Raw genomic sequence first — 22,159 nt, forward strand, 5'->3', positions numbered from 1 at the left:
GCTACGCTCCTTGTCCTGCATCGGAGTTGTCGGAGTTGAGGGACGGGACGGCCCAGTCGCGGGCCACCTCGGCGGTGTCCGCACCCGGCCGGGCCGGCGGGCGGCGCAACACGCCGGGGGTGGCGGAGAAGCGCGGGGCGGGGGCGGGCTGGGTGACACCGCCCGCCTCGACGTAGGTGCCGCGCGCCAACAGGTGCTCCTCCCGGGCTGCCTGACGCATCGTCAGTACGGGCTCCACGCAGGCGTCGGAGCCGGCGAAGACGGCCTCCCACTCGGCCCTGGTCCGGGTGGCGAAGCGGTCGGCGATCAGGGCTCGCAGTTCGGGCCAGCGGGCCAGGTCGTACTGCCCGGGCGCCTGCGGGCCGAGTTCCAGCAGCCGGGCGAACTCGGCGTAGAACTGCGGCTCCAGCGCCCCCACGGCCAGGTGTCCGCCGTCGGCCGCCCGGTAGACCGCGTAGAACGGCGCGCCGCCGTCCAGCAGGTTGGCGCCCCGGCGGTCCTGCCAGTGGCCGGCCGCGAGCAGCCCCCACAGCATGCTGGACAGGTGCGCCGCGCCGTCCACGATCGCGGCGTCGACGACCTGGCCGGCGCCGGTGCTCCTGGCGTGGTGCAGCCCGGCGAGCAGGCCGACGACCAGGTAGAGCGAGCCGCCCGCGTAGTCGCCCAGCAGGTTGGCCGGGATGCCGGGCGCCTCCTCGGGCCCGCCCGGCCCCGCGACCAGGCCGAGCACCCCGGCCACCGCCGCGTACCCGAGGTCGTGCCCGGCACTGGCGGCGCGCGGCCCCTGCTGCCCCCACCCGGTCATCCGCCCGTACACCAGCGCCGGGTTGCGGGCCAGGCAGTCCTGCGGCCCGACCCCGAGCCGCTCCGCGACCCCGGGCCGGTAGCCCTCGATCAGCAGGTCCGCCCGCTCGACCAGGTCCAGCACCAGGCCGGGCCCCGCCGGGGACTTGAGGTCGACCAGCACCGACCGCTTGTTCCGGTTGGTCACGTCGTACGCCGGATCGATGCCCAGCGGCGACGGATCCGGCCGGTCCACCCGCACCACGTCGGCGCCCAGGTCGGCCAGCAGCATCGCTGCGAACGGCCCCGGCCCGATCCCCGCGAGCTCGACCACCCGCACCCCCGCCAACGGGCCGGGGCCGGTGGCCGTGGCGCCCGGCGGACTGCTCGTGTCACGCACTGGCTGCAGAACCCTTCTGGGTTTGACAGTAAAGCTGTAACACCCGCGATGATAGAGAAGCGACCCGCCGGTAACAAGACCTCCTCCCCCACCATGAACACCGCCGCCGAGGACTTCGCCGCCGCCTGCCGCCTGCCGCCCGAGCGACTGCGCCGGTTCCTCACCGCCGGGGGCAAGGCGATCGAGCGTGAGCCGATCCCGTAGCCGGGGCGGGTGGGCGGAAATGGTCGGGCGACTGTCGGGGTAATGGCCTATGGTGCGGTAGACCTATTACGAACGACACGGGGGAAGCGCCATGACCACCACCGGACACGCCACCGGACACGCCACCCGCACGATCGTCACCGCCTCCGAGCGGCTGGTGCTCGGACGGCCCCAGGAGGGGGACGTGGAGGCGGTGTTCGCGATCCACGGGGATCCGGAGACCAACCGGTACAACCCCAACGGGCCCCACCGCGACCGGGCGGCGAGCCGGGAGATGCTGGACGGCTTCGTCGCCGACTGGGCGCGGGACGGGGTGGGGTACTGCACCGTGTCCACCCGGGAGGAGCCGGAGGTGGTCATCGGGTTCTCCGGGCTCTACCTGCACACGCTGGACGGCGAGCGGGTGTTCAACCTCTACTACCGCTTCCGGCCGTCCGCCTGGGGCCTGGGCTACGCCGCCGAGGCGGCCCGGGCGGCGATGGCGGAGGCGCTGCCGCGCTTCCCCGGCGTGCCGGTGGTCGCCCTGATCCACCCGGACAACGTGCCGTCCCGCCGGCTCGCCGAGCGGCTCGGGCTGCTGCCGGACCCGGACGGCCGCACCGACGACGAGGACCGGCTGATCCACCGGATGGCCTGAGCCGGGCGGCCGACCTGGCCACCGCCCTGAGCAGGACCGTTTCTTCCGTCCCGCTGCTACCTGCGAGTAGAGTGCGGCGTTCCCCCTTAGCCGTCCGGTACCTCCCGTATCGCCTGAAACGAACTGGTGGCCGCATGACAGTCCGGACCCGCCCCGCGCTGTGGTGGCGCATGGGCATCGTGCTCTCGGCGGGCCTCGGCCTGACCCTCGGAACCGCGCCGCTGGTGTTCTTCACCGTGCAGAGCAACGTCATCGTGCTCGGCTACTTCATCGGCGCCGTGTACTGGATGCTCAAGCGCGACACCGTGGACGCGCCCGCACCCCGGCTGCGCGGCGCCGCCACCCTGTACATCCTGATCACCGGTCTGGTCTCGCACGTCCTGCTCCAGCACGGCGCCAACCCGCTGCCCGGGCTGGTCAGCGGGCCGGACAAGCTCGCGCACTGGTCGTCGTTCTTCCTGCACTACGTGACGCCGGTGATGGTGATCGCCGACTGGCTGGTGCTGAAGCCGCGCAACGCGGCGGCCTGGAAGGACATCCCGCTCTGGCTGGCCTTCCCGCTCGGCTACGCGGCGATCGTGCTCGCCCGGAACGCGCTGTTCGACGACTACCCGACGCCCTACCCCTACTTCTTCTTCGACCCCACCACCAAGGGCTACGGCTACGTCTGGGGCCAGATAGCCCTGCTGACGGTCGAGTTCGTGGTGCTGGCCGCCGCCGTGGTCGGGCTGGACCGGCTGGGAACGCTGGTCGCGGGCAAGCTGAGGTCCGCCAAGTCCTGAATGCCCGGGCACGGATGACGGCCTCCCCGGGGGCGCCTCTTCCCCAGGGCGCCCTTTCACAGAGGCGCTTTCCGGGGACGCCCTTTCCCGGGTGACCGTCCGCGCGGCGGCCGGCCTCAGATCCGCCAGGAGCGGATCCGGTCGGCCGCCGCGAACACGTCCGCCCCGCCCGCCGCGATGTCGCGGGCCAGCTCGACCAGCGCCCCGTACGGCGGGTCGACGCCCTCCTTGGCCGCGTGCATGTACGCGGCCGTCGTCATGCAGGCGTACAGGTTGTTGCGCACCGGCAAGGGGCGCAGCAGCACGATGGTGTGCATCAGGGTGGCCGCGCACCAGGCGGCGTCGGCGTCGTGGCCGAGTTGCGCGGTGTTCACCCGGTGCCGGGCGACGGCGGCCTGGAGCGCGGAGTAGTCCCGCACGCTGAGGTCCTCCGGCGAGGCCAGTTCCTGCACGTCGAGCAGCCAGCGCAGGTCGACGTGGAACAGCATCATCCCCGCACCCCCGCCGCGCCGTTCACGCCGCCGGCGCGTCCTCCGGGAACGCGGCGTCGAACTCCGCCCGGTGCGACTTCCAGAACGCCACCGCATGGTCCACGAACACCCGCCGCTGCTGCTCCCGCACGCTCAGGTCGTGGATGTACGCCTTGATGCTCTTCCCGTCCGCGGCGGCGGCCTCGCGGATCGCGGCGAGCTCGTGCTCCGTGTACTCGATGTTGAGCGCAGGCATGGCGCCGATGGTACTGGAGCGCACCGGAGTTGGGACCATCAACGGAGGATTTTCACCCGCCGTCAAAAGGGTTTGCTGTCGATACCCCCGCGGAGTGGTTTCGGCGCAGCCGCGGGTAGCCCCCAAGTCGGGCGGGGGTCGGGCGCGCGGGATGACGCCGGGGCGGTGGGGGCCACCGTAGCGTCAGGGGCAAGGCGGCGGAGCGGTTCCGCGGGGGAGGCCGGGCGGTTCGGCGGAGGCCGGAGATGACGCGCAGGGCAGTGGGCAGGACCGCAGCGGGCAGGGCCGCGGCGAGCAGGACTGCGGCGAGCGGGGCGGCAGTGGGCAGAGCGGCAGTGGGCAGGACGGTGGCGGCCACGGCGGTGGCGCTCGCGACGACGGTCGCGGTGGCGGCGCCGGGGGTGGCCGCGACACAGGCCGACGGCCAGGACAGGCGGGGCAGGTCCCTCCATGGGGTCTGGCAGATGGACGGGTACGGCCTGGTGGCCGTGGTCTCCGGGAGCAGCCTGGTCACCTACGACGTGACGACGCACAGCTGCGTGCCGGGGTGGGTCACCGGGACGCAGGACGGCGCCCCCGGCCGGGACGGCACCGTCCGGTACGTCCTGGGCGACAACGCCCTCACCCTCACCCCGCAGCCGGGCGGGCGCCGGGCGATCGACGCCGAGGAGGGCGGGACGGGCACCAAGGCGCTGCGCCGCCTGGACGCGCTGCCGGCGCTGTGCACCCGGCCCGCCCCCAACGACCCGCTCGCGGTCTTCGACCGGTTCTGGGAGACCTTCGAGGAGAACTACCCCTTCTTCGCCGCCAAGGGGATCGACTGGCACGCGGCCCGCGACGAGCAGCGCGCGAAGATCACTCCGGCGACCACCACCGACCAGCTCCAGCAGATCTTCATCGACCTGCTGACCCCGCTCAAGGACGCGCACACCGGTCTGGCCCGGGTGACCGGTACCGGCCCGACCGGCGTCTACTCCGGCCGGCGCGACGGCTCGTTGAAGTCGACGCCCGCCCTGCGGGACGCGGCCCGCAAGGCCGTCGACGCACAACTGATCGGCCCTGAACAGGAGTTCGCCGTCAACGAGCAGGGGGTGAGCCGGCTGGGCGTGGGCCGGCTCCCGGGCGGCCTCGGCTACCTGCGGGTGAGCGGCTTCGACGGCTACGCGACCGGCGGGTTCGCCGCCCAGGCCAAGGAGCTCGACCGGGCGCTGGACGCCCTGCTCGCCGACCCCGACCGACTCAACGGCCTGGTGATCGACGTCCGGCTGAACGGCGGCGGCTCGGACGCGCTCGGGCAGCAGATCGCCGCCCGGCTCACCGACCGCCCGTACGTCGCCTACCGCAAGGTGGCCCGCGACGACCCGGCCGACCCCACGAAGTTCACCCGGCCGCAGCCGGTCGTGGTGCGGCCCGCGCACACCGAGCACTTCACCGGCCCCGTCGCCCTGCTCACCTCCTCGCTGTCGATCAGCGCCGCCGAGACCTTCACCCAGACCCTGATGGGCCGCTCCCCGCACGTCGTCCGGATCGGCGAGAACACCCAGGGCGTCTTCTCCGACGTACTGATCAAGACCCTCTCGCCGGACTTCATGGTGGTGCTGCCGAACGAGAAGTACCTCACGCCCGACGGCAGCACCTTCGACGGCCCCGGCATCCCGCCGGACATCCGCACGCCGGTGTTCACCGATGACGAGCCGGCCGGGCTCAAGGACTCCGCCCTGAGCACGGCCCGCCGCGTCCTCGGCGAGCAGTAGCGGCCGCATCGCGGGCGAGGCAGCCCGCGCCGTACCGGCCACCCCGGCGGCGGCCGCCCGCGCCGTACCGGCTACATCGGATCCACCCCCCGCAGTTCGCCGTCCAGCTCCAGCCACCGGGTGAGGCCCAGGCCGCGCAGGAACGGCACGTCGTGGCTGGCCACGATCAGCGCGCCCTGGTAGGCGGCGAGCGCCTGGGTGAGCTGGCGGACGCTGGCGAGGTCCAGATTGTTGGTCGGCTCGTCGAGCAGCAGCAGCTGCGGCGGCGGGTCGGCCAGCAGCAGCGCGGCCAGGGTGGCCCGGAACCGCTCGCCGCCGGAGAGGGTCGCGGCGGGCTGGTCGGCCCGGCCGCCGCGGAACAGGAAGCGGGCCAGCCGGGCACGGATCGCGTTGTCCCCGGCGGCGGGGGCGAACAGCTTGACGTTCTCCGCCACGGTCAGCTTGTCGTCCAGCAGGTCGAGCCGCTGCGGCAGGTGACGCAGCGGCACCGGGGTGCTGACCTCGCCCTCCAGCGGGGCGAGTTCGCCCGCGATGGTGCGCAGCAGGGTGGTCTTGCCGGAGCCGTTGCGGCCGACCAGGGCGATCCGCTCGGGGCCGCGCAGGTCGAGGTCGGCGGTGGTGCCGTAGGGCAGCCGGACCTTCTGCAGGGTGAGCACGGTGCGCCCGACCGGGACGGCCGTGCGCGGCAGGTCGATCCGGATCTCGGCGTCGTCGCGCACCGCCTCCTCGGCGGCGGTGAGCCGCTGCCGGGCCTCCTCCAGCCGCTCGGTGTGCATGCCCTGGAGCCGCCCGGCCGTCTCCTGGCCTTGGCGTTTGAGCTTGCCCGCGAAGATGTGCGGGTCGTTGCGGGTGACCGAGCGCTTCTTGCCGTAGCTGGCGCTGCGGTCCAGCCGGGTGCGGGCCTCGGTCAAGTCCCGCTTCTGGCGCTCGACGTCGGCCTCGGCGTTGCGCAGAAGCCGCTCGGCGGTCTCCTGCTGGGCGGCGAGGGTGCGCTCGTACTCGGCGAAGTTGCCGCCGTACCAGGTGACCGCGCCGTCCCGCAGGTCGGCGATCTGGTCGACGTGCTGGAGCAGTTCGCGGTCGTGGCTGACGATCAGCATGACGCCGTGCCAGCCAGCGACCGTCTCGTAGAGCCGCTCCCGGGCCGTCCGGTCCAGGTTGTTGGTGGGCTCGTCGAGCAGCAGGACGTCGGGGCGGCGCAGCAGCAGGGCGGCGAGGCGCAGCAGGACGGCCTCGCCGCCGGAGAGCTCCCCGGTGGTGCGGTCGAGGCCGAGGCGGTGCAAGCCGAGCCGGTCGAGGGTGGCGCGGGCGCGCTCCTCGACGTCCCAGTCGTCGCCGACGGCGTCGAAGTGGCGCTGGTCGGAGTCCCCGGACTCGATGGCGTGCAGGGCCTCGCGGGTGGCCCGGATGCCGAGCGCCTCGTCCACCCGCACGGTGGTGTCCAGCGTCAACCCCTGGGGCAGGTAGCCGAGTTCGCCGTCGACCCGGACGGTGCCGCCGGTCGGGGTCAGCTCGCCGGCGATCAGCCGCAGCAGGGTGGACTTGCCGGCGCCGTTGAGCCCGATCAGGCCGGTGCGGCCGGGGCCGACGGCGAGGTGGAAGCCGTCCAGGACGGGCTTGCCGTCGGGCCACTCGAAGGTGAGATCGGTGCAGAGGACGGCGGTGGTGGGTTGTGCCATGGAGGGCCTCCCGGGTGGTTGCCGAAGGGAACGATGAGCAACACGGGGAGACACCGCGGGTACGGACCGGTACGGCCGGGGGGAGGGCGGGGCGGATCCGGATCAGCCGGATCGGGCTCGCCACGGGGCCGTGACTGAGGTCGCACACTCGCACACCGCGCGGCGAAGGGCCTGCGCGGCGGGGGCGGTGTCTCGGGACCTCAGTAGAGCAACGGCCTTCTCCTTGTCTGGCTGGTGACTCCGTCCACGCTACGCACGGCGCCCGACGCGGGCAACCGAATTTCGGCGCACCGGGAAGCACCCTGGACACGCACCGGGAAGCGGCCGCCCGACCGGATTCCGGGCGCCCGGAGGAGGGCGGGTGCCGGTCCGGTGCCCATCCGGTGACGGCCCCTCCCCAGTCCGGGGGTGTGCGTAAGGAGGCCTTTATCCGCATGGCAGACTCCTCCCCTGCCATGCCTGCGGCTCCCCGGAGCCGTACCCGAGGAAGGGGTCGCATGGCGGTTATTCACAGGGGGATTTGAACTCATGTCACCGATGTACCGGCCGAACCGTGCCGTCCTGGGCGCCTCCGTCGCCGCGCTGACCGTGCTGGCCGCGACCGCGTGCGGCCCGGACAACAGCGACCCGGTCGTGGCCCGGACCACGGCTCCGACGGTCGCGGCCGGCGCCACCGGCAAGCCGGGCGCAGCACCGATCAAGCTGCCGACCGCCGAAGAGCTGAAGACCTGGAAGTTCGAGGACTGGGACAAGTGGGCCCAGCAGAACGTGATCACTCCGGCGGTCAAGGGCTACTGGACCCTGCAGCGGATCCTGAACGCCAAGCCCAAGCCGATGCCGCAGCCGCAGCCCGACCCGACGCAGCCGCCGGCCCAGCCGACCGGCGCGGCCCCGGCCCAGCCGACCTCGAAGCCGGCCACCCCGGCCCCGGCGCAGCCCACCACCGCCCAGCCCCCGAGCACCGGCGACGCGCTGCCCACCGTCATCGAGGCCAAGCCGACCCAGCACCCGTTCGCGAAGAACCTGCACGTCAACGGCAAGCTCTTCTTCAAGGACGGGAACGAGGACTACGTGTGCTCCGGCACCGTCGTCTCCGACCCGGCCAACCCCGGCAAGAGCAACCTGGTCTGGACCGCCAGCCACTGCCTGAACGGCGGCAAGGGCGGCCAGTACTACACCAACATCTCCTTCGCCCCGGCCTACAACAGCAACGGCCTGCTGAGCGGCGGCAAGCAGGCCAACGAGACCGACGCCGAGCCGTACGGCGAGTGGGGCGCGACCGCCGGCATGGTCTCGCCGCAGTGGTCGGCCGAGGCCGACCCGGAACACGGCGGCCCGTGGAGCCAGTACGACTTCGGGATCATCAAGGTCGCCAACCCGAGCGGCAACGGCAAGTCGCTGGAGGAGACCGTCGGCGGCTCCGTGCCGATCTGGTTCAACGCCCCGCGTGAGCAGTTCAACAGCGTCAGCGCCTACGGCTACCCGGCCGGCAAGCCGTTCGACGGCGTCGAGCTGGACCACTGCGACAGCGGGAAGCCGGCGAAGAAGACCGGCGACCCGAGCCGCCCGGCGATGCTGATGATCGGCTGCAACATGACCGGCGGCAGCAGCGGCGGCGGCTGGGTCGCGACCAAGGACGGCAAGCCGGCCCTGGTCAGCGACACCTCGATCGGCAACGGCGCCAGCACCTGGGAGGCCGGCCCGTACCTGGACGACGTGGCGGCCCGGATGTTCGACTACTTCTCGAAGAAGTCGAAGTGACCACCGAGGCCCCGGGGCACCACTGAGGCCCGGAGCCCCACTGAGGCCCGGAGCACCGCCGAGGCCCGGGTGGCCTCCCGGGTCCGGTAGGTCCTGACCGGCCCGCGTGGCCGGTCCCCGGGGCCGCGGCAGCCGCGCCGCGGCCCCGGGCTTTTCCGCCACCCGGCCCGCTCCTCCTACAATCGGGCTCATCATGAGCGCCACACTCGTAGTCAAGGACCTCGCCGCCGGTCACGGCGAACGCACCCTCTTCTCCGGCCTGGACCTGGTCGTCGCCCCCGGTGACGTGATCGGCCTGGTCGGCGTGAACGGCGCCGGCAAGTCGACGCTGCTGCGGCTGCTGGCCGGGCTGGACACCCCCGAGGGCGGTTCGCTGCGGCTCAGCCCGGCGACCGCCAACATCGGCCACCTGCCACAGGAGCCGGAGCGGCGCGAGGGCGAGTCGGTGCGCGACTTCCTGGCCCGCCGCACCGGCGTGGCGGCCGCGCAGACCGCGCTGGACGAGGCCACCGAGGGCCTGGTCGAGGGCCGCCCGGGCGCCGACGACGCGTACGCGGCGAGCCTGGACCGCTGGCTGGAGCTGGGCGGCGCCGACCTGGAGGAGCGCGCCGAGGAGGTCGCCGACTCGCTCGGTCTGAAGGTCTCGCTCGACCTGCCGATGACGGCGCTGTCCGGCGGCCAGGCCGCCCGGGCCGGCCTCGCCTCGCTGCTGCTCTCCCGCTACGACGTCTTCCTGCTCGACGAGCCCACCAACGACCTCGACCTCGACGGCCTGGAGCGGCTGGAGGCCTTCGTCAAGGGCCTGCGCGCGGGCACCGTGCTGATCAGCCACGACCGCGAGTTCCTGGCCCGCACCGTCACCAAGGTGCTGGAGCTGGACCTGCACCAGCAGCAGGTCAACCTGTACGGCGGCGGCTACGAGGCGTACCTGGAGGAGCGCGCGGTGGCCCGCCGGCACGCCCGCGAGGAGTACGACGAGTACGCCGACACCAAGTCCGGGCTGGAGGCCCGGGCCCGGATGCAGCGCGGCTGGATGGAGCACGGCGTGCGCAACGCCCGCCGCAAGTCCTCCGACAACGACAAGATCGGAAAGGCGCAGCGCGCCGAGTCCACCGAGAAGCAGGCCTCCAAGGCCCGGCAGACCCAGCGGATGATCGAGCGGCTGGACGTGGTCGAGGAGCCGCGCAAGGAGTGGGAGCTGCGGATGGAGATCGCCACCGCGCCGCGCTCCGGCTCGGTGGTCGCCACCCTGCGCGCGGCCGTCGCCCGCCGCGGCGACTTCGCCTTCGGCCCGGTGGACCTCCAGATCGACTGGGCGGACCGGGTCGCCATCACCGGCGCCAACGGCGCGGGCAAGTCGACGCTGCTGGCCGCCCTGCTCGGCCGGCTCGAACTCGACGGCGGCAGTGCCTCGTTGGGCTCCGGCGTGGTGGTCGGCGAGGTGGACCAGGCGCGCGGGCTGTTCCTCGGCGGCGAGCCGCTGGCGGACGCCTTCGCCGCCGCCGTCCCGGAGTTCACGCCGGAGGAGGTGCGCACCCTGCTGGCCAAGTTCGGCCTCAAGGCGGTGCACGTGAAGCGCCCGGCCGGCACCCTCTCCCCCGGTGAGCGCACCCGGGCCGCGCTGGCGCTGCTCCAGGCGCGCGGGGTCAACCTGCTGGTGCTGGACGAGCCCACCAACCACCTGGACCTGCCCGCGATCGAGCAGCTGGAGGCGGCGCTCGGCTCGTACACCGGGACCCTGCTGCTGGTCACCCACGACCGGCGGATGCTGGACACCGTCACGGTGAACCGGCGGATCGAGGTCCGGGACGGGCGGGTGCACGAGCTGTAGTCCCGTGCGGCGGGGGGGGCCCCCCCCGCCGGGGTCGTGCGGGTCGTGCGGGTTCGTGCGGGGTCAGCCGTTGGTGAGCACCAGCTTGTGCTTGGTGGCCTTCTCGACCGCGTCCGGCGTGTAGGCCCAGGTCAGCAGCTTGCCCTTGAGCCAGAGGTCGGTCTGGTCGTTGTAGTTGTCGTGGAAGGCGTGGCCGGAGGCGCCGCCGACGTTGATCCAGCGCGAGGAGTCGAGGTCGCTCAGGTCGATCACCATCCGCATCGACGGGATCCAGTCCACCTGGTAGCCGGCCGCCGCGTTCCAGCCGGCCGCGTCGACGGCCGCGGAGCCGCCGGAGAGCCGGTACGGGCCGCGGTTGAGCAGCCGGTGGACCACGCCGGAGGCGATCGAGGAGTCGTCGGTGCCGAGGGTCTGCTCGCGCAGGGTCAGCTTGTGCAGGCGGCCCCAGCTCCAGGTGGAGATGTCCTTGCTGAGCAGCGAGGTGAGGTCCTGCCGGGCGTCCTTCATCGCCTCCTTGAGCAGGTTGTCCAGGCCCTTCTGCTCCTTGTGCTGGGAGTCGATGTACGTCCACCAGGAGCTGTCCGGCTTGTCCAGCTGCTGCCGGACCACCTCGGTCCAGCGGTCACCGCCGTCCGGCTGGGCCTTGCCCGGGTCGCGGGTGCCGCACTCGGTGACGATCTTGCTGGAGCTGTCCGGCCTGGTCGGGTCGTCCTGCTGGCGGACCAGCAGGCAGTTGCCCTTGGCCCGCAGGTCGGCCGGGAACTTCTGGCCGAAGGCGAGGCTGAGCAGCTGGCGCCAGACGCCGTTGTAGTAGGCGGCGGCGGCCGAGTCGGCGTCCTGGTGGTAGTTCCAGTCCTTCAGCAGGTCCTGGGCCTCGCGCACGTACGGGTCGTCGATCTGCTGCTTGAGCAGCAGCGGGACGAGCGTCTTGGCCATGATGCTGGTGTTGTCCAGCTGCATGGTCTGCATGTCGTCCGGCGAGATCTTGCCGTTGTTCTTGAGCAGGCCCTCGATCTGGTCGGTGATCTCCTTGGCCCGGGTGCCGTACTCCCAGTCCTTGGTGAGCGAGTACTTGTAGCTCGGGTCCACCACGGCCTGGTTGGCGGTGACGATGTAGCCCGCGGACGGGTCCAGGCTGTACGGCAGGGCGGTGAAGGGGATCGAGCCCTTCCACTGGTACGTGGAGTCCCAGCCCGGGGCCGGGTAGCTGCCGTCGCCCTTGCCGCGGACCGGGATGTCGCCGGGGGCCTGGTAGCCGATGTGCTTGGCGTCGGCGTAGACGAGGTTCTGCGCGGGGACGGCGAAGTCCTTGGCGGCGGCCCGGAACTCGTCCCAGTTGCGGGCCCGGTCCAGCTCGAACACCGCGTCCATGGTCTTGCCGGGGTTCAGCGCCGTCCACTGCAGGGCGACGCCGTAGCCGCCGGTGCCGCGGTCGGGGGCGGCGCTGCCGTTGGGGGCGTACTTGCCGACGTTCTGCTGCTCGGTGCTCTGGTCGGAGATGAGCGGGGCGCCGGTCTGGGTGGTGCGGACGGTGATTGTGCGGTCCTCGCCGCCGGCGACCTTGATGGTCTCCTTGCGGAGGTCGAACTTCACGTCCTTGCCGTCGACCTGGTAGGTGTCCGGGCCGGTGACCTTCTCCAGGTAGAGGTCGGTCACGTCGGCGCCGAGGTTGGTGAAGCCCCAGGCGACGTCCTTGTTGTGGCCGATTATCACGCCGGGCATGCCGGCGAAGCTGAAGCCGGAGACGTCGTACTGGCAGGCCGGCGAGCTGGTGCGGCAGTGCAGGCCCATCTGGTACCAGACCGAGGGCAGGCCGGGGCCGAGGTGCGGGTCGTTGGCCAGCAGCGGCTTGCCGGTGGTGGTGTGGGTGCCGGCGACGACCCAGGAGTTGGAGCCGATGCCCTGGCCGGGGCGGCCGAGCAGCTGCGGCATGCCGTCGATCCGGTCGGTGAGGCCCTGGAGCAGCGCCTTGGTGGTGGCCGCGCCCTGGGTGGTGGCGGTGCCGCCGCCGGACGGGGGCGAGCCGTCGGCGGGGCGGTAGTTGTCGCCGGCCACCGTGCCGGTCTTCACGATCGTGCCGTTGCGGGTGTACGGGTAGTCGGGGTACAGCTCGGCGATCTTGTCCGGACCGAAGTCCTGGGCCAGCAGCGAGCGGTCGATCTCCTCCTGGAGGTTCCCGGAGAGGTTCCAGGCCATCGCCTTGAGCCAGGCCACCGAGTCGACCGGGCTCCACTGCTCGGGCTGGTAGTCGCCGTTGACGGCGCCGAGCAGGGCGTACTCCAGCGAGGCCTTCTCGCCGCCGGGGTGCTCGCCGAGCCAGGCGTTCACGCCGTCCGCGTAGGCCTGGAGGTTCTTCTTGGTGTCGGCCGACAGCTTGGTGTCGAACTCCTTCTGTGCCACCTGCCGCCAGCCCATGGTGCGGATGAAGGCGTCGGTGTCGACCTGGCCGTCGCCGAACATCTCGGACAGCCGGCCGGCGGTGATGTGCCGCCGGACGTCCATCTCCCAGAAGCGGTCCTGCGCCTGGACGTAGCCCTGGGCGCGGAAGAGGTCCTCGTTGGTGTCGGCGTAGAGCTGCGGGATGCCGTTGGCGTCCCGCTTGACGTCGACCGGCGCGCTCATGCCCGCCACCTTGACGGTGCCGTCGACCTCCGGGAAGGACGCGCGGACCGCGGTGACCCCGCGGTAGCCGCCGTAGCCGACGCCGGCCACCAGCAGCACGACCAGCACGATCACGATCAGACGGGCGCGCCGGAACTTCTTCGAGCGGGGCATCTGGGTCCTTGCGGTCCTGACTTCGGGGCGGGCGGGCGTGTCCAGGGCCGGGGGCCGTGACAGGGCACCACATTAGGCCGAGTCGGCCGAGCGGCGTGCACGGGGGACGCTCACCGTGGGATCGGAGGAGGTCAACGAGGAGGCCTGGAGGCGGCGGTCGGGGGCCCGGGGAGGAAAAGAAACTAAAGATATGGCAAAATGTTAGACTGAGTAACGATCCGCAACAGGAGCATTGACGCCTTCTTAACGGGTCGCACCCTCCAGCACCACCAGACACCCCGCCCGCCCCTGCCTGCACGAGGTGCCACTGCGTGAACATCGACCACCTGAACCAGCTCCTCCTCGAGTTCTCCGTGATCCTGCTGGTCGCGGTGGTCGCCGTGCGGATATCCACCCGCTCAGGGCTACCGAGCCTGCTGATCTACCTCGGGATCGGCGTCGCCCTGGGCCAGAACGGCATCGGCGTCTCCTTCAACAACGCCGAGCTGACCCAGGTGCTCGGCTACGCGGCCCTCGTGGTGATCCTCGCCGAGGGCGGCCTCAAGACCAGCTGGCGCGAGGTCAGACCCGTGATGCCGGCCGCCACCGTGCTCGCCACCGTCGGCGTCGGGGTCAGCGTGTTCGTCACCGCGGCCGGCGCGCACTGGCTGGTCGGCCTGGACTGGCGGACCTCGATGCTGCTCGGCGCGATCGTCTCCTCCACCGACGCCGCCGCCGTCTTCTCCGTCCTGCGCATGGTCCCGCTGCCGCACCGGCTCACCGGCCTGCTGGAGGCCGAGTCCGGCTTCAACGACGCGCCCGTGGTCATCCTGGTCGTCGCCTTCGCCACCACCGGCGAGCTGGACTCCTGGTACGTCCTGGTCGGCACGATCATCGCCGAGCTGGCGATCGGCGCGGCGGTCGGCTTCGCGGTCGGCAAGCTCGGCGCGTACGGGATCAAGCACGTCGCGCTGCCCTCCTCCGGCCTGTACCCGATCGCCGTGATGGCGCTGACCGTGCTCGCCTACGCGGGCGGCGCACTGCTGCACGGCTCCGGCTTCCTCGCCGTCTACATCTGCGCGGTGATCCTCGGCAACGCCAAGCTGCCGCACGGCCCGGCCGTCCGGGGCTTCGCCGACGGCCTGGCCTGGATCGGGCAGATCGGCATGTTCGTGCTGCTCGGCCTGCTCTGCACGCCCGAGACCATGGGCTCCGCGGTGGTCCCCGCGCTGGTGATCGGCGGCGTGCTGGTCTTCCTGGCCCGGCCGCTGTCCGTGGTGGTGACGCTGACCCCGTTCAAGGTTCCGGGCCGGGAGCAGGCGCTGCTCAGCTGGGCCGGACTGCGCGGGGCGGTGCCCATCGTGCTGGCGACCATCCCGCTGGTGTCGGGCGCGCCGAAGGCCCAGGACGTCTTCAACATCGTCTTCATCCTGGTCGTCGTCTTCACCCTGCTCCAGGGCCCGACCCTGCCCTGGGTGGCCAAGCAGCTGCGGATCGGCGAGGGCTCGATGGGCCAGGACCTGGACATCGAGTCCGCCCCGCTGGAGAAGCTGCACGGGCACCTGCTGTCGGTCGCGCTCTCCCCCGGCTCCCGGATGTCCGGCGTGGAGGTCAGCGAGCTGCGGCTGCCCAAGGGGGCCGCCGTCACCCTGGTGGTGCGGGAGGGCAGCTCCTTCGTGCCGGACAAGGCGACGGTGCTGCGCGGCGGGGACGAGCTGCTGGTGGTCACCACCGACGAGGTCGGCGAGGCGGCCGAGCGGCGGCTGCGGGCCGTGGACAAGGGCGGCAAGCTCGCGGGGTGGCTGCACGGGCGGTGAGCCCGGCGGGTGGGCGGCGGGTGGGCGGCGGGTGGGCGGCGGGTGGTGACCGGAAGACCGGAAGGTCTCACCCGCTGTTCACCTTCGATGGGCAGGACAGTTTTGGACGTGCCTTGTAGTCTGGGGATGCGCGCGACATCTACGCGCGTATATGTATGATGGTCAGATCACACCCAGCATCTGCCTGAAGCAGAGTTGGCGCGACCGTTCGGCGGCCGCGGTCCGGACCTCGGCCACCACGCCGGTCCGGCCCGGTATCTACCCCGGTCGACGCGCGAGAGGACGACTCTCGGCGCCGTCGGGGCCACCCCATGCCCTGCCGCGCTACCAGGCAGCAGGAAGGACCGACCGTGACGGCCCGCCGAACGGTCGACGACCCCGCGGACACCGCGCCCCCGCGTGACACCGCCAACGCCACCCCCGCCGACGGCACCGCCGATGCCGTCGACGCCCCCGCCCCCGTGCGGGTCGGGTACGGCGCACTGCTGCGCACGCCCGGCGCCTGGACGTTCCTGGCACCGGCATTCCTCGCGCGGCTGCCGTACGCGATGCTCAGCATGGGCATCCTGCTGCTCGTCAAGGACACCCACGGCTCGTACGGCACCGCGAGCACCGTCGCGGCCGTCGCCGCCGTCGCCCAGGCCCTGATCGGCCCGCAGACCGGCCGGCTCGCCGACCGGTACGGCCAGACCGCCGTCCTCGTCCCGACCGTCGTGGTGCACGCGGCCTCGGTCGGCGCGCTGATCGCGCTGGCGCTCGGCCACGCACCGGCCTGGAGCCTGTTCCTGGCCGCCGTCCCGGCCGGCGCGAGCGTTCCGCAGATCGGCGCCATGGTCCGGGCCCGCTGGATCGCCGAGTTCACCGCGGACGGCGCGTCCGCCTCGTCCGCGGCCAAGGTGGGCACCGCGTTCGCCTTCGAGTCCGTGACGGACGAGTTCACCTTCGTGATCGGCCCGATCCTGGCCACCGCCGTCGCCACCACGGTCAGCCCCTCGGCCGGGCTGATCGCCGAGGCCACGCTGACCCTCGTCGGCGGCCTGGCCTTCGCCGCCCAGCGGCGCACCGCGCCCGCCCGGGCACTGCCCCAGCCCGGCGTGCGACGCGCCTCCGCGCTCGCCTCCCCCGGCGTCCGGCTGCTGGCCGGGGCCTTCCTCGGGGTGGGCGCCGTGTTCGGCGGCATGCAGGTCTCGGTGAACGCCTTCGCCGACTCGGTCGGGCAGCACGGCGCCGCCGGCACCGTGTACGGGATCTTCGCCGGCGGCTCGATGGTGGCCGGCGTGCTGTACGGCGTGATCGCCTGGCGGCGGTCCGTGCAGCAGCGGATGGTCATGAGCTACGCCCTGCTGGTGCTGGGCTGCTCCACGCTGTGGGCGATGCCCAACCTGGTCGCGCTCGCCGCCGCCGGACTGGTCTGCGGCCTGGCCATCGCGCCGACCCTGATCAGCGGCTACACCCTGGTCGAGACCCTCGTCGCGGACGGCGCCAAGACCGAGGCGTTCACCTGGCTGACCGGCGCCATCGGCCTCGGCCTGGCGGTCGGCCAGATGATCGCCGGGCAGCTGATCGACGGCCACGGGCCGTCCAGCGGGTTCCTGGTGCCGGTGGCCGGCGCCGGCCTGGGCCTGATCGCGCTGGTGTCGCTGCGGCACCTGCTGACCGCGCCGAGCGGGCCTGGTCAGGTCGTCGCGGCCGCACCGGAGCTCGGCGCCGCGGCGCAGCTGGTGGGCGCGGCCAAGGGCTGAGCGGGCACGCGGTGGCGCACCGCGCGAAGCCGTGGGCGGCGCGCGGTGGAAGCCGCGCGGATCCGCGGTGGAGAAGTGTGCGCGGCTCGGCCACGGCTCATCTCACATCGGAGTCGCTGGACTGATTCAGCGGAATGCCGCATCATTGACCATCGTTAGCACTCATCAGGCGAGAGTGCCAGGAGGAAGACAAGTGCCCACGTACCAGTACCAGTGCACCGAGTGCGGCAACGGCCTGGAGGCGGTGCAGAAGTTCACCGACGAGGCGCTGACCACGTGCCCCGACTGCCAGGGACGGCTCCGCAAGGTCTTCTCGGCCGTGGGCGTCGTGTTCAAGGGCTCGGGCTTCTACCGCACCGACAGCCGCTCGTCCTCCAGCAGCACGGTGGGCGCAGGCTCCTCCGGTAGCTCCTCGGCGGCGTCGTCCGGCTCGACCCCGGCGTCGTCCTCGACGTCGTCGACGTCCTCGTCCTCCGGTTCTTCGAGCTCTTCCAGCTCCTCCAGCCCGGCCCCGGCCGCGAGCTGACCTCGGCGCCGGACGCACACAGCGCATCGACAAGGCCCGCCACCCCGCGTTCTCCGCGGGGCGGCGGGCCTTCGTCGTCCCTGCTCGCTGTCACCACTCGCCGCCCCGGTTCGTCAGCCCCGGCGGGCCGGATGCACTCGTGCGGGTGTACGAATTCATCCACAGGGCCCGAGTTGTCCACAGGCTGCGGATAACGGCTTTCCGGGGCGGCGCGCGGCGCACATCGTAGGGGTCGCCGGAGAACGACCGGCCCGCACAGGGGCGGCCCCCCACGACCTCGGTGGTGACCATGACGACCATGAGCCTCTCCGTACCGCTGCCCGCACCCGCCGTACCGCCCCGGCGGGAGGTGCCGCGCTTCCCGCCGATCCGGCGCGGGGCCGGCGGGTGGCACCGCTGGCGGCACGCCGTACGACGCCGGGCCGGGGTGCCCGCGCTGGTGCTGCTCGCGGTGGCCGCGGCGCTCGCGGTCGGGCCCGCACGGGCCGGGCTGCCGTCGCCGCCGGGCGGCCCGGTGGGCCGGACGGGTTGTCAATCCGGTCCGACGGAAGATCACCCGTAACCGGGCAACGACTTCGTCGTTCACGGCGGCATGAAAGGCTTCAAGCAATTCCTGCTGCGTGGAAACGTCGTCGAATTCGCCGTCGCCGTCGTCATCGGCGCGGCCTTCACCAACATCGTCAACGCCTTCGTCAAGGGCGTCATCAATCCGATCGTCGGCGTCTTCGGAACGAAGGACCTGGCGTCCTACAGTTCCTGCCTCAAGGGGCCCTGCGAGCTGAACGCCACCGGCGAGGTCACGTCCGGGATCCTCATCCTGTGGGGATCGGTGCTCAGCGCCCTGCTGCAGTTCCTGATCACGGCGGCCGTCGTCTACTTCGTCCTGATCGTGCCCATGAACAGGCTGGCCGCCAGGCGGAAGAGCACCGCCGAGACGATGGCGGAGGCCGAGGCCAAGGAGGTCCAACTGCTCACCGAGATCCGCGACGCGCTGGTCGCCCCGCAGCGCTGAGCGCCGCGCCTCAGTCCCCGTGGTGCGGCGGGCGCTGGCTCAGGTACCAGTCCAGCCCCCGCCCACCGCTCTCCCCCGCCCCGGGGCGCTCACCCCAGCCGGTGTCGGTGTCGTCCCGGGACTGCTGGTCCAGAGGGTCCCGGAAGACCAGCCGGGCCTTCGGCGCCGCCGGCCGCTCCTCCCGTCCCTGCTGCTCCCCCTGTCCCTGCTCCTGCTCCCGCGCCTGCCCCTGCTCGCTCACCCTGCTCACTTCCGCTTCCCGTCGACTGCCGTCCGGATCGTCCTGTCCCTCCAGCCTAAGAGCCCCGCGAAACACCCCGGGCCCTGGTGCGGAGTGCTCCGCACCAGGGCCCGGGGCGGGGATGGAGCCGCAGGCAGTTGCTCGGGTTCTCAGGCGGCCTCGAAGCCCGCGTGGTCGGCGATCTTCTTCAGCTCGGCCAGCGCGTGCTTCTCGATCTGGCGGATCCGCTCGCGGGTGAGGCCGTGCTGCTTGCCCACCTCGGTGAGGGTGCGCTCGCGGCCGTCCTCCATCCCGTAGCGGGAGCGGATGATCGAGGCCGTGCGGTCGTCCAGCCGCCCGATCAGGCCGTCCAGCTCCTCGCGGCGGAGCATGACCATCACGGCGTCCTCGGGGGACGTCGCCCCGGTGTCCTCGACCAGGTCGCCGAACTGGGTCTCGCCCTCGTCGTCGACCGCCATGTTGAGGCTGACCGGGTCGCGGGCCCAATCCAGCACGTCCTTGATCCGGGCCTCGGTGGTGTCCAGCTCGGCCGCGATCTCGGCCGGCTCGGCCTCCCGGCCCAGCTCCTTGGACTTCTCCCGCTGCACCCGCCGGATCCGCCCCAGCTCCTCGACCAGGTGCACGGGCAGCCGGATGGTGCGGGACTGGTCGGCGATCGACCGGGTGATCGCCTGCCGGATCCACCAGGTGGCATAGGTGGAGAACTTGAAACCCTTGGCGTAGTCGAACTTCTCGACGGCGCGCACCAGGCCGGCGTTGCCCTCCTGGATGAGGTCCAGCAGCGGAAGGCCGCTGCGCGGGTACCGGCGGGCGACCGCCACCACGAGCCGGAGGTTCGAGCGGATGAAGACGTCCTTGGCGCGCTCGGCGTCCTCGGCTATCGCCTCCAGTTCCTCGCGCTTCACGCCGTCGGGGAACACGCCCTGCTCCAGCAGGTGCTGGGCGTACACGCCGGCCTCGATCCGCAGTGAGAGCTCGACCTCCTCGGCGGCATCGAGCAGGGGTGTCCTGGCGATCTCGTCGAGGTACATGCCGACCAGGTCGCGGTCGGCCTCAAGGTTGGTCGGGCGGGCCGCGCGAGTCCGGTCGGCCCTGTCGCGAACGACGGCACGGGTGGCCATGCTTGCTCCCTTTGCTGGAATTGCCGAGGTCTGCCTGCCTGCCCCCCGAGAGGGCAAGAAATGGGGGCCCCGCGGGGCTCACACGTAACGATCCAACGAACAGAATCCGGACAACATTCCCAAGTTACTCAGATTCTTCCCCGCGATGCAGTATGCTGCCGGTTTTCACCCCGGTTATGGACACCGGGTGACCGGTCGAGCACCTTAGGTGCCGTTTCCGCAACTGCTTCCGAGCGCTTCCGTCACGCCCCGCACACGCGCCCGCCGCCCCGCCGGCCGCCGTACAGGGTGAAACCCGCGAACGGGCACGCGCGTTCCCGCGCGCCCCCGCCTTCCGCCGGCGCCTTCCGCCGGCGCCCGCCCCCGGCGTACGCAGGTTCTCCCCACAAACGATGCCGAATCGCTATCACCCGTGGTCCTGATCGGCCCGGGACACTGGGAAGGTGTCAGCCATGCACCTGACCAACAGCTCGACCACCGTCACTGCGCGTCACCGCCGCCTCCTGCGGGATTCGGCGCTCGCGGTGGTCTGTGCCGCGCTGTTCGGCCTCCTGGCCGCCCTGGTGACCCGGCACTGGCATCCGCTGGAACAGCTCGACCAGAGCTGGATCGGCGAACTGCACACCTTCGCCCGGCAGCACCGGATCTGGACCGCCTCGGTGCAGACGCTCTCCGACATCGGCGGCACGGTCACGATGCGCACCCTGCTCGGCATCGCGGCCGTCTGGCTGTGGCTGATCGGCGCCCGGGTCCTGGCCGGCTGGGTGGCCGCCCAGACCCTGGTCGGCTGGGGCGGCCAGTGGGCGCTGAAGCTGGCCGTCGGCCGCCAACGCCCCTCCTTCGCCGACCCGGTCTCGCACGCCGGCGGCCCGGCCTTCCCCTCCGGGCACGCCATGGCCTCGGCGATCACCTGCGCGGTGCTGGTCGGCCTGGTCTGGTACCGGGTCCGTCGACGCGGACGGATCGCCGCCTGCGCGGTGGCGGCGGCGACGGTGCTGACCATCGGCTGGACCAGGATCGCCCTCGGGGTCCACTGGCCGAGCGACGTGGTCGCCGGCTGGCTGGCCGCCGGGTTCGTGCTGGGCGCCGTGACCGCCGTCGTCGAACTCTGGCGACCGGGCGCGCTGGCCCGCGACGTACGGCGGGTCAACTGGCGTACCCGGCCGAGGGTCCAGCGGATCACCGTGCCGTCGGTCCGGTCGCCGCGCGGCACCGATCCACTGGGCGACGCCGCCACCGACCACCCGGACGAGGCCGTCCACTGAGACCACCGACATCCGCGTACGGTCGCCGGGGCCGTCCGGGGCCGCCCAGGGCCGGTCCAGGGCCGCCCGGGGCTGCCCGAAGCCGTCCGCTAGCGTGACGGCCATGTCTCCCGCCCCGGCCCCCGCCGCCGCCCTCCGTCACCCCGAGCGCCCACTGCGGATCGCCACCGTCCAGGCCCAGGCCGTGGCCGGCGACATACCCGCCAACGCCGCCCAGGCCGCCGAGTTGGTCCGCGAGGCCGCCGCGGCCGGCGCCCGCCTGGTGCTGTTCGCCGAGAAGTTCCTCTCCGGCTACGAGCCCGAGCTGATCCGCACCGACCCGCTCAAGTGCGCCGTCCAGCCCGGCGATCCGCGCCTCGCGCCGATCGCCGAGGCCTGCCGCGAGACCGGCACCGCCGCGATCGTCGGCGCCGCCGCGCAGGTGGGCGACGAGCTGCGGGTCTCCGCCTTCGTCCTCGGCCCGGACGGCGGCCTCGTCACCCGCTACGACAAGCAGCACCTGTTCAAGGCCGAACGCGACTACTACCGTCCCGGGGCGGCCGGTTGCACCCTGGAGCTGGACGGCTGGCGGCTCGGCCTCGGCGTCTGCTACGACTCGGGCTTCCCCGAGCACGCCCGCGCCGCCGCACTCGACGGCTGCCACGCCTACCTGGTCGGCGCGCTGTTCAGCGTCGGCCACGGCCACCACGAGTCCCGCACCTGGTTCCCCGCCCGCGCGCTCGACAACACCCTCTACACGGTGCTCGCCAACCACATCGGCCACACCGGCGGTTGGCACACCTGCGGTGGCAGCGCGGTGTGGGCCCCGGACGGCCGGCTGCTCGCCGAGGCGGGCGAGGACCGGCGCGAACTCGTCGTCGTCGACCTCGACCCGGCCGTCCTGCGCGCCGCCCGGGAGAGCGAGACCATGCTCGCCGACCTGGCCGCCGCCAACGCCCGCCCGGCTGCCCCGCGCGCGCTCTTCGCCCTGGTCTGAGCCGGCCAGGCCCCGATCCCGCCCGGCCCGGGAAACGCCGGCGGGCCCCCCCCCCGGGGGGGCGGGCGGGGGGGCCGGGGGGGGGGGGGGCCCCGCCCCGCGCCCCCCCCCCGCCCCCCCCGCGCTGGCGCGCCGGCCCCACGCCGCG

General features: G+C 72.6%; 20 protein-coding genes. 13 read left to right on the plus strand and 7 right to left on the minus strand.

Translation table 11 applies throughout. The features are described 5' to 3' along the window. Position 1: 1 nt before the first annotated feature. Positions 2-1,123 carry a CaiB/BaiF CoA transferase family protein gene (locus ACFV6D_RS19850; RefSeq protein WP_380560625.1) on the minus strand — a complete coding sequence of 374 codons (1,122 nt, stop codon included), beginning with the start codon at positions 1,121-1,123 and terminating at the stop codon, positions 2-4. A 108-nt stretch (positions 1,124-1,231) separates the two neighbouring features. Here ACFV6D_RS19850 and ACFV6D_RS19855 point away from each other — a divergent pair, with 108 nt between their 5' ends. From ACFV6D_RS19855 to ACFV6D_RS19865, 3 genes are all read left to right on the plus strand, one after another. After that, positions 1,232-1,387, plus strand: coding sequence for a hypothetical protein (locus tag ACFV6D_RS19855; RefSeq protein WP_380374751.1), 156 nt, complete (start codon positions 1,232-1,234; stop codon positions 1,385-1,387). Between the two features lie 91 nt (positions 1,388-1,478). Further along, entirely contained in the window at positions 1,479-2,024 is a 546-nt protein-coding gene (locus ACFV6D_RS19860; protein ID WP_380485161.1) for a GNAT family N-acetyltransferase, read from the plus strand. A 134-nt stretch (positions 2,025-2,158) separates the two neighbouring features. Then, a complete protein-coding gene (locus ACFV6D_RS19865) occupies positions 2,159-2,806 on the plus strand; it encodes a Pr6Pr family membrane protein (RefSeq protein ID WP_363371201.1) in 648 nt (215 codons plus the stop codon). A gap of 116 nt (positions 2,807-2,922) precedes the next feature. Here ACFV6D_RS19865 and ACFV6D_RS19870 read toward each other — a convergent pair whose 3' ends face one another. Then, complete coding sequence (locus ACFV6D_RS19870) at positions 2,923-3,294, minus strand: toxin Doc (RefSeq protein WP_363371486.1); 372 nt, start codon at positions 3,292-3,294, stop codon at positions 2,923-2,925. Positions 3,295-3,319: 25 nt separating this feature from the next. Further along, positions 3,320-3,532 carry a hypothetical protein gene (locus ACFV6D_RS19875; protein WP_063351004.1) on the minus strand — a complete coding sequence of 71 codons (213 nt, stop codon included), beginning with the start codon at positions 3,530-3,532 and terminating at the stop codon, positions 3,320-3,322. Positions 3,533-3,867: 335 nt separating this feature from the next. On the opposite strand from ACFV6D_RS19875, the gene ACFV6D_RS19880 reads away from it, so the two are divergent. Then, positions 3,868-5,286: a S41 family peptidase gene (locus tag ACFV6D_RS19880; protein ID WP_380560619.1), complete on the plus strand. Its 1,419-nt coding sequence runs from the start codon at positions 3,868-3,870 to the stop codon at positions 5,284-5,286. Between the two features lie 71 nt (positions 5,287-5,357). Here ACFV6D_RS19880 and ACFV6D_RS19885 read toward each other — a convergent pair whose 3' ends face one another. Beyond that, the gene (locus ACFV6D_RS19885; RefSeq protein ID WP_363585689.1) at positions 5,358-6,965 is read right to left on the minus strand and encodes an ABC-F family ATP-binding cassette domain-containing protein; all 1,608 of its coding nucleotides are present in this window, start codon (positions 6,963-6,965) and stop codon (positions 5,358-5,360) included. Between the two features lie 528 nt (positions 6,966-7,493). Between ACFV6D_RS19885 and ACFV6D_RS19890 the strand changes: the two genes are divergently transcribed. Both ACFV6D_RS19890 and ACFV6D_RS19895 read left to right on the plus strand, forming a co-directional pair. Continuing rightward, on the plus strand, positions 7,494-8,726 hold the full coding sequence (locus ACFV6D_RS19890; RefSeq protein ID WP_380491883.1) for a trypsin-like serine peptidase: 1,233 nt from the start codon (positions 7,494-7,496) through the stop codon (positions 8,724-8,726). 193 nt (positions 8,727-8,919) lie between these two features. Then, positions 8,920-10,557 carry an ABC-F family ATP-binding cassette domain-containing protein gene (locus ACFV6D_RS19895; RefSeq protein ID WP_380374745.1) on the plus strand — a complete coding sequence of 546 codons (1,638 nt, stop codon included), beginning with the start codon at positions 8,920-8,922 and terminating at the stop codon, positions 10,555-10,557. A gap of 63 nt (positions 10,558-10,620) precedes the next feature. On the opposite strand, the gene ACFV6D_RS19900 is transcribed toward ACFV6D_RS19895, so the two are convergent. Beyond that, positions 10,621-13,332: a penicillin acylase family protein gene (locus ACFV6D_RS19900; RefSeq protein ID WP_380560620.1), complete on the minus strand. Its 2,712-nt coding sequence runs from the start codon at positions 13,330-13,332 to the stop codon at positions 10,621-10,623. Positions 13,333-13,643: 311 nt separating this feature from the next. Between ACFV6D_RS19900 and ACFV6D_RS19905 the strand changes: the two genes are divergently transcribed. The 5 genes from ACFV6D_RS19905 (at position 13,644) to mscL (ending at position 18,408) form a co-directional block, all read left to right on the plus strand. Next, positions 13,644-15,128 carry a potassium/proton antiporter gene (locus ACFV6D_RS19905; RefSeq protein ID WP_380428372.1) on the plus strand — a complete coding sequence of 495 codons (1,485 nt, stop codon included), beginning with the start codon at positions 13,644-13,646 and terminating at the stop codon, positions 15,126-15,128. A gap of 350 nt (positions 15,129-15,478) precedes the next feature. Next, positions 15,479-16,870, plus strand: a complete 1,392-nt coding sequence (locus ACFV6D_RS19910) for an MFS transporter (protein WP_380560621.1) — start codon at positions 15,479-15,481, stop codon at positions 16,868-16,870. Between the two features lie 193 nt (positions 16,871-17,063). Next, a complete protein-coding gene (locus tag ACFV6D_RS19915) occupies positions 17,064-17,396 on the plus strand; it encodes an FmdB family zinc ribbon protein (RefSeq protein WP_079135672.1) in 333 nt (110 codons plus the stop codon). 298 nt (positions 17,397-17,694) lie between these two features. Continuing rightward, positions 17,695-17,958 carry a hypothetical protein gene (locus tag ACFV6D_RS19920; protein ID WP_380491757.1) on the plus strand — a complete coding sequence of 88 codons (264 nt, stop codon included), beginning with the start codon at positions 17,695-17,697 and terminating at the stop codon, positions 17,956-17,958. A gap of 30 nt (positions 17,959-17,988) precedes the next feature. Beyond that, on the plus strand, positions 17,989-18,408 hold the full coding sequence (mscL, locus tag ACFV6D_RS19925) for a large conductance mechanosensitive channel protein MscL (RefSeq protein WP_380560622.1): 420 nt from the start codon (positions 17,989-17,991) through the stop codon (positions 18,406-18,408). 10 nt (positions 18,409-18,418) lie between these two features. Here the strand turns inward: mscL and ACFV6D_RS19930 are convergent, their stop codons facing one another. Both ACFV6D_RS19930 and ACFV6D_RS19935 read right to left on the minus strand, forming a co-directional pair. Continuing rightward, positions 18,419-18,658, minus strand: a complete 240-nt coding sequence (locus ACFV6D_RS19930; protein WP_363371587.1) for a hypothetical protein — start codon at positions 18,656-18,658, stop codon at positions 18,419-18,421. A gap of 140 nt (positions 18,659-18,798) precedes the next feature. Beyond that, positions 18,799-19,770, minus strand: a complete 972-nt coding sequence (locus tag ACFV6D_RS19935) for a sigma-70 family RNA polymerase sigma factor (protein WP_063348089.1) — start codon at positions 19,768-19,770, stop codon at positions 18,799-18,801. Positions 19,771-20,222: 452 nt separating this feature from the next. Here ACFV6D_RS19935 and ACFV6D_RS19940 point away from each other — a divergent pair, with 452 nt between their 5' ends. After that, positions 20,223-21,035, plus strand: coding sequence for a phosphatase PAP2 family protein (locus tag ACFV6D_RS19940; protein ID WP_380560623.1), 813 nt, complete (start codon positions 20,223-20,225; stop codon positions 21,033-21,035). 103 nt (positions 21,036-21,138) lie between these two features. After that, entirely contained in the window at positions 21,139-22,011 is an 873-nt protein-coding gene (locus tag ACFV6D_RS19945) for a carbon-nitrogen hydrolase family protein (RefSeq protein WP_380560624.1), read from the plus strand. The last annotated feature ends 148 nt before the right edge of the window (positions 22,012-22,159 follow it).

Origin of the sequence: Kitasatospora sp. NPDC059812 (assembly GCF_042732075.1) — a bacterium.
GTDB lineage: Bacteria > Actinomycetota > Actinomycetes > Streptomycetales > Streptomycetaceae > Kitasatospora.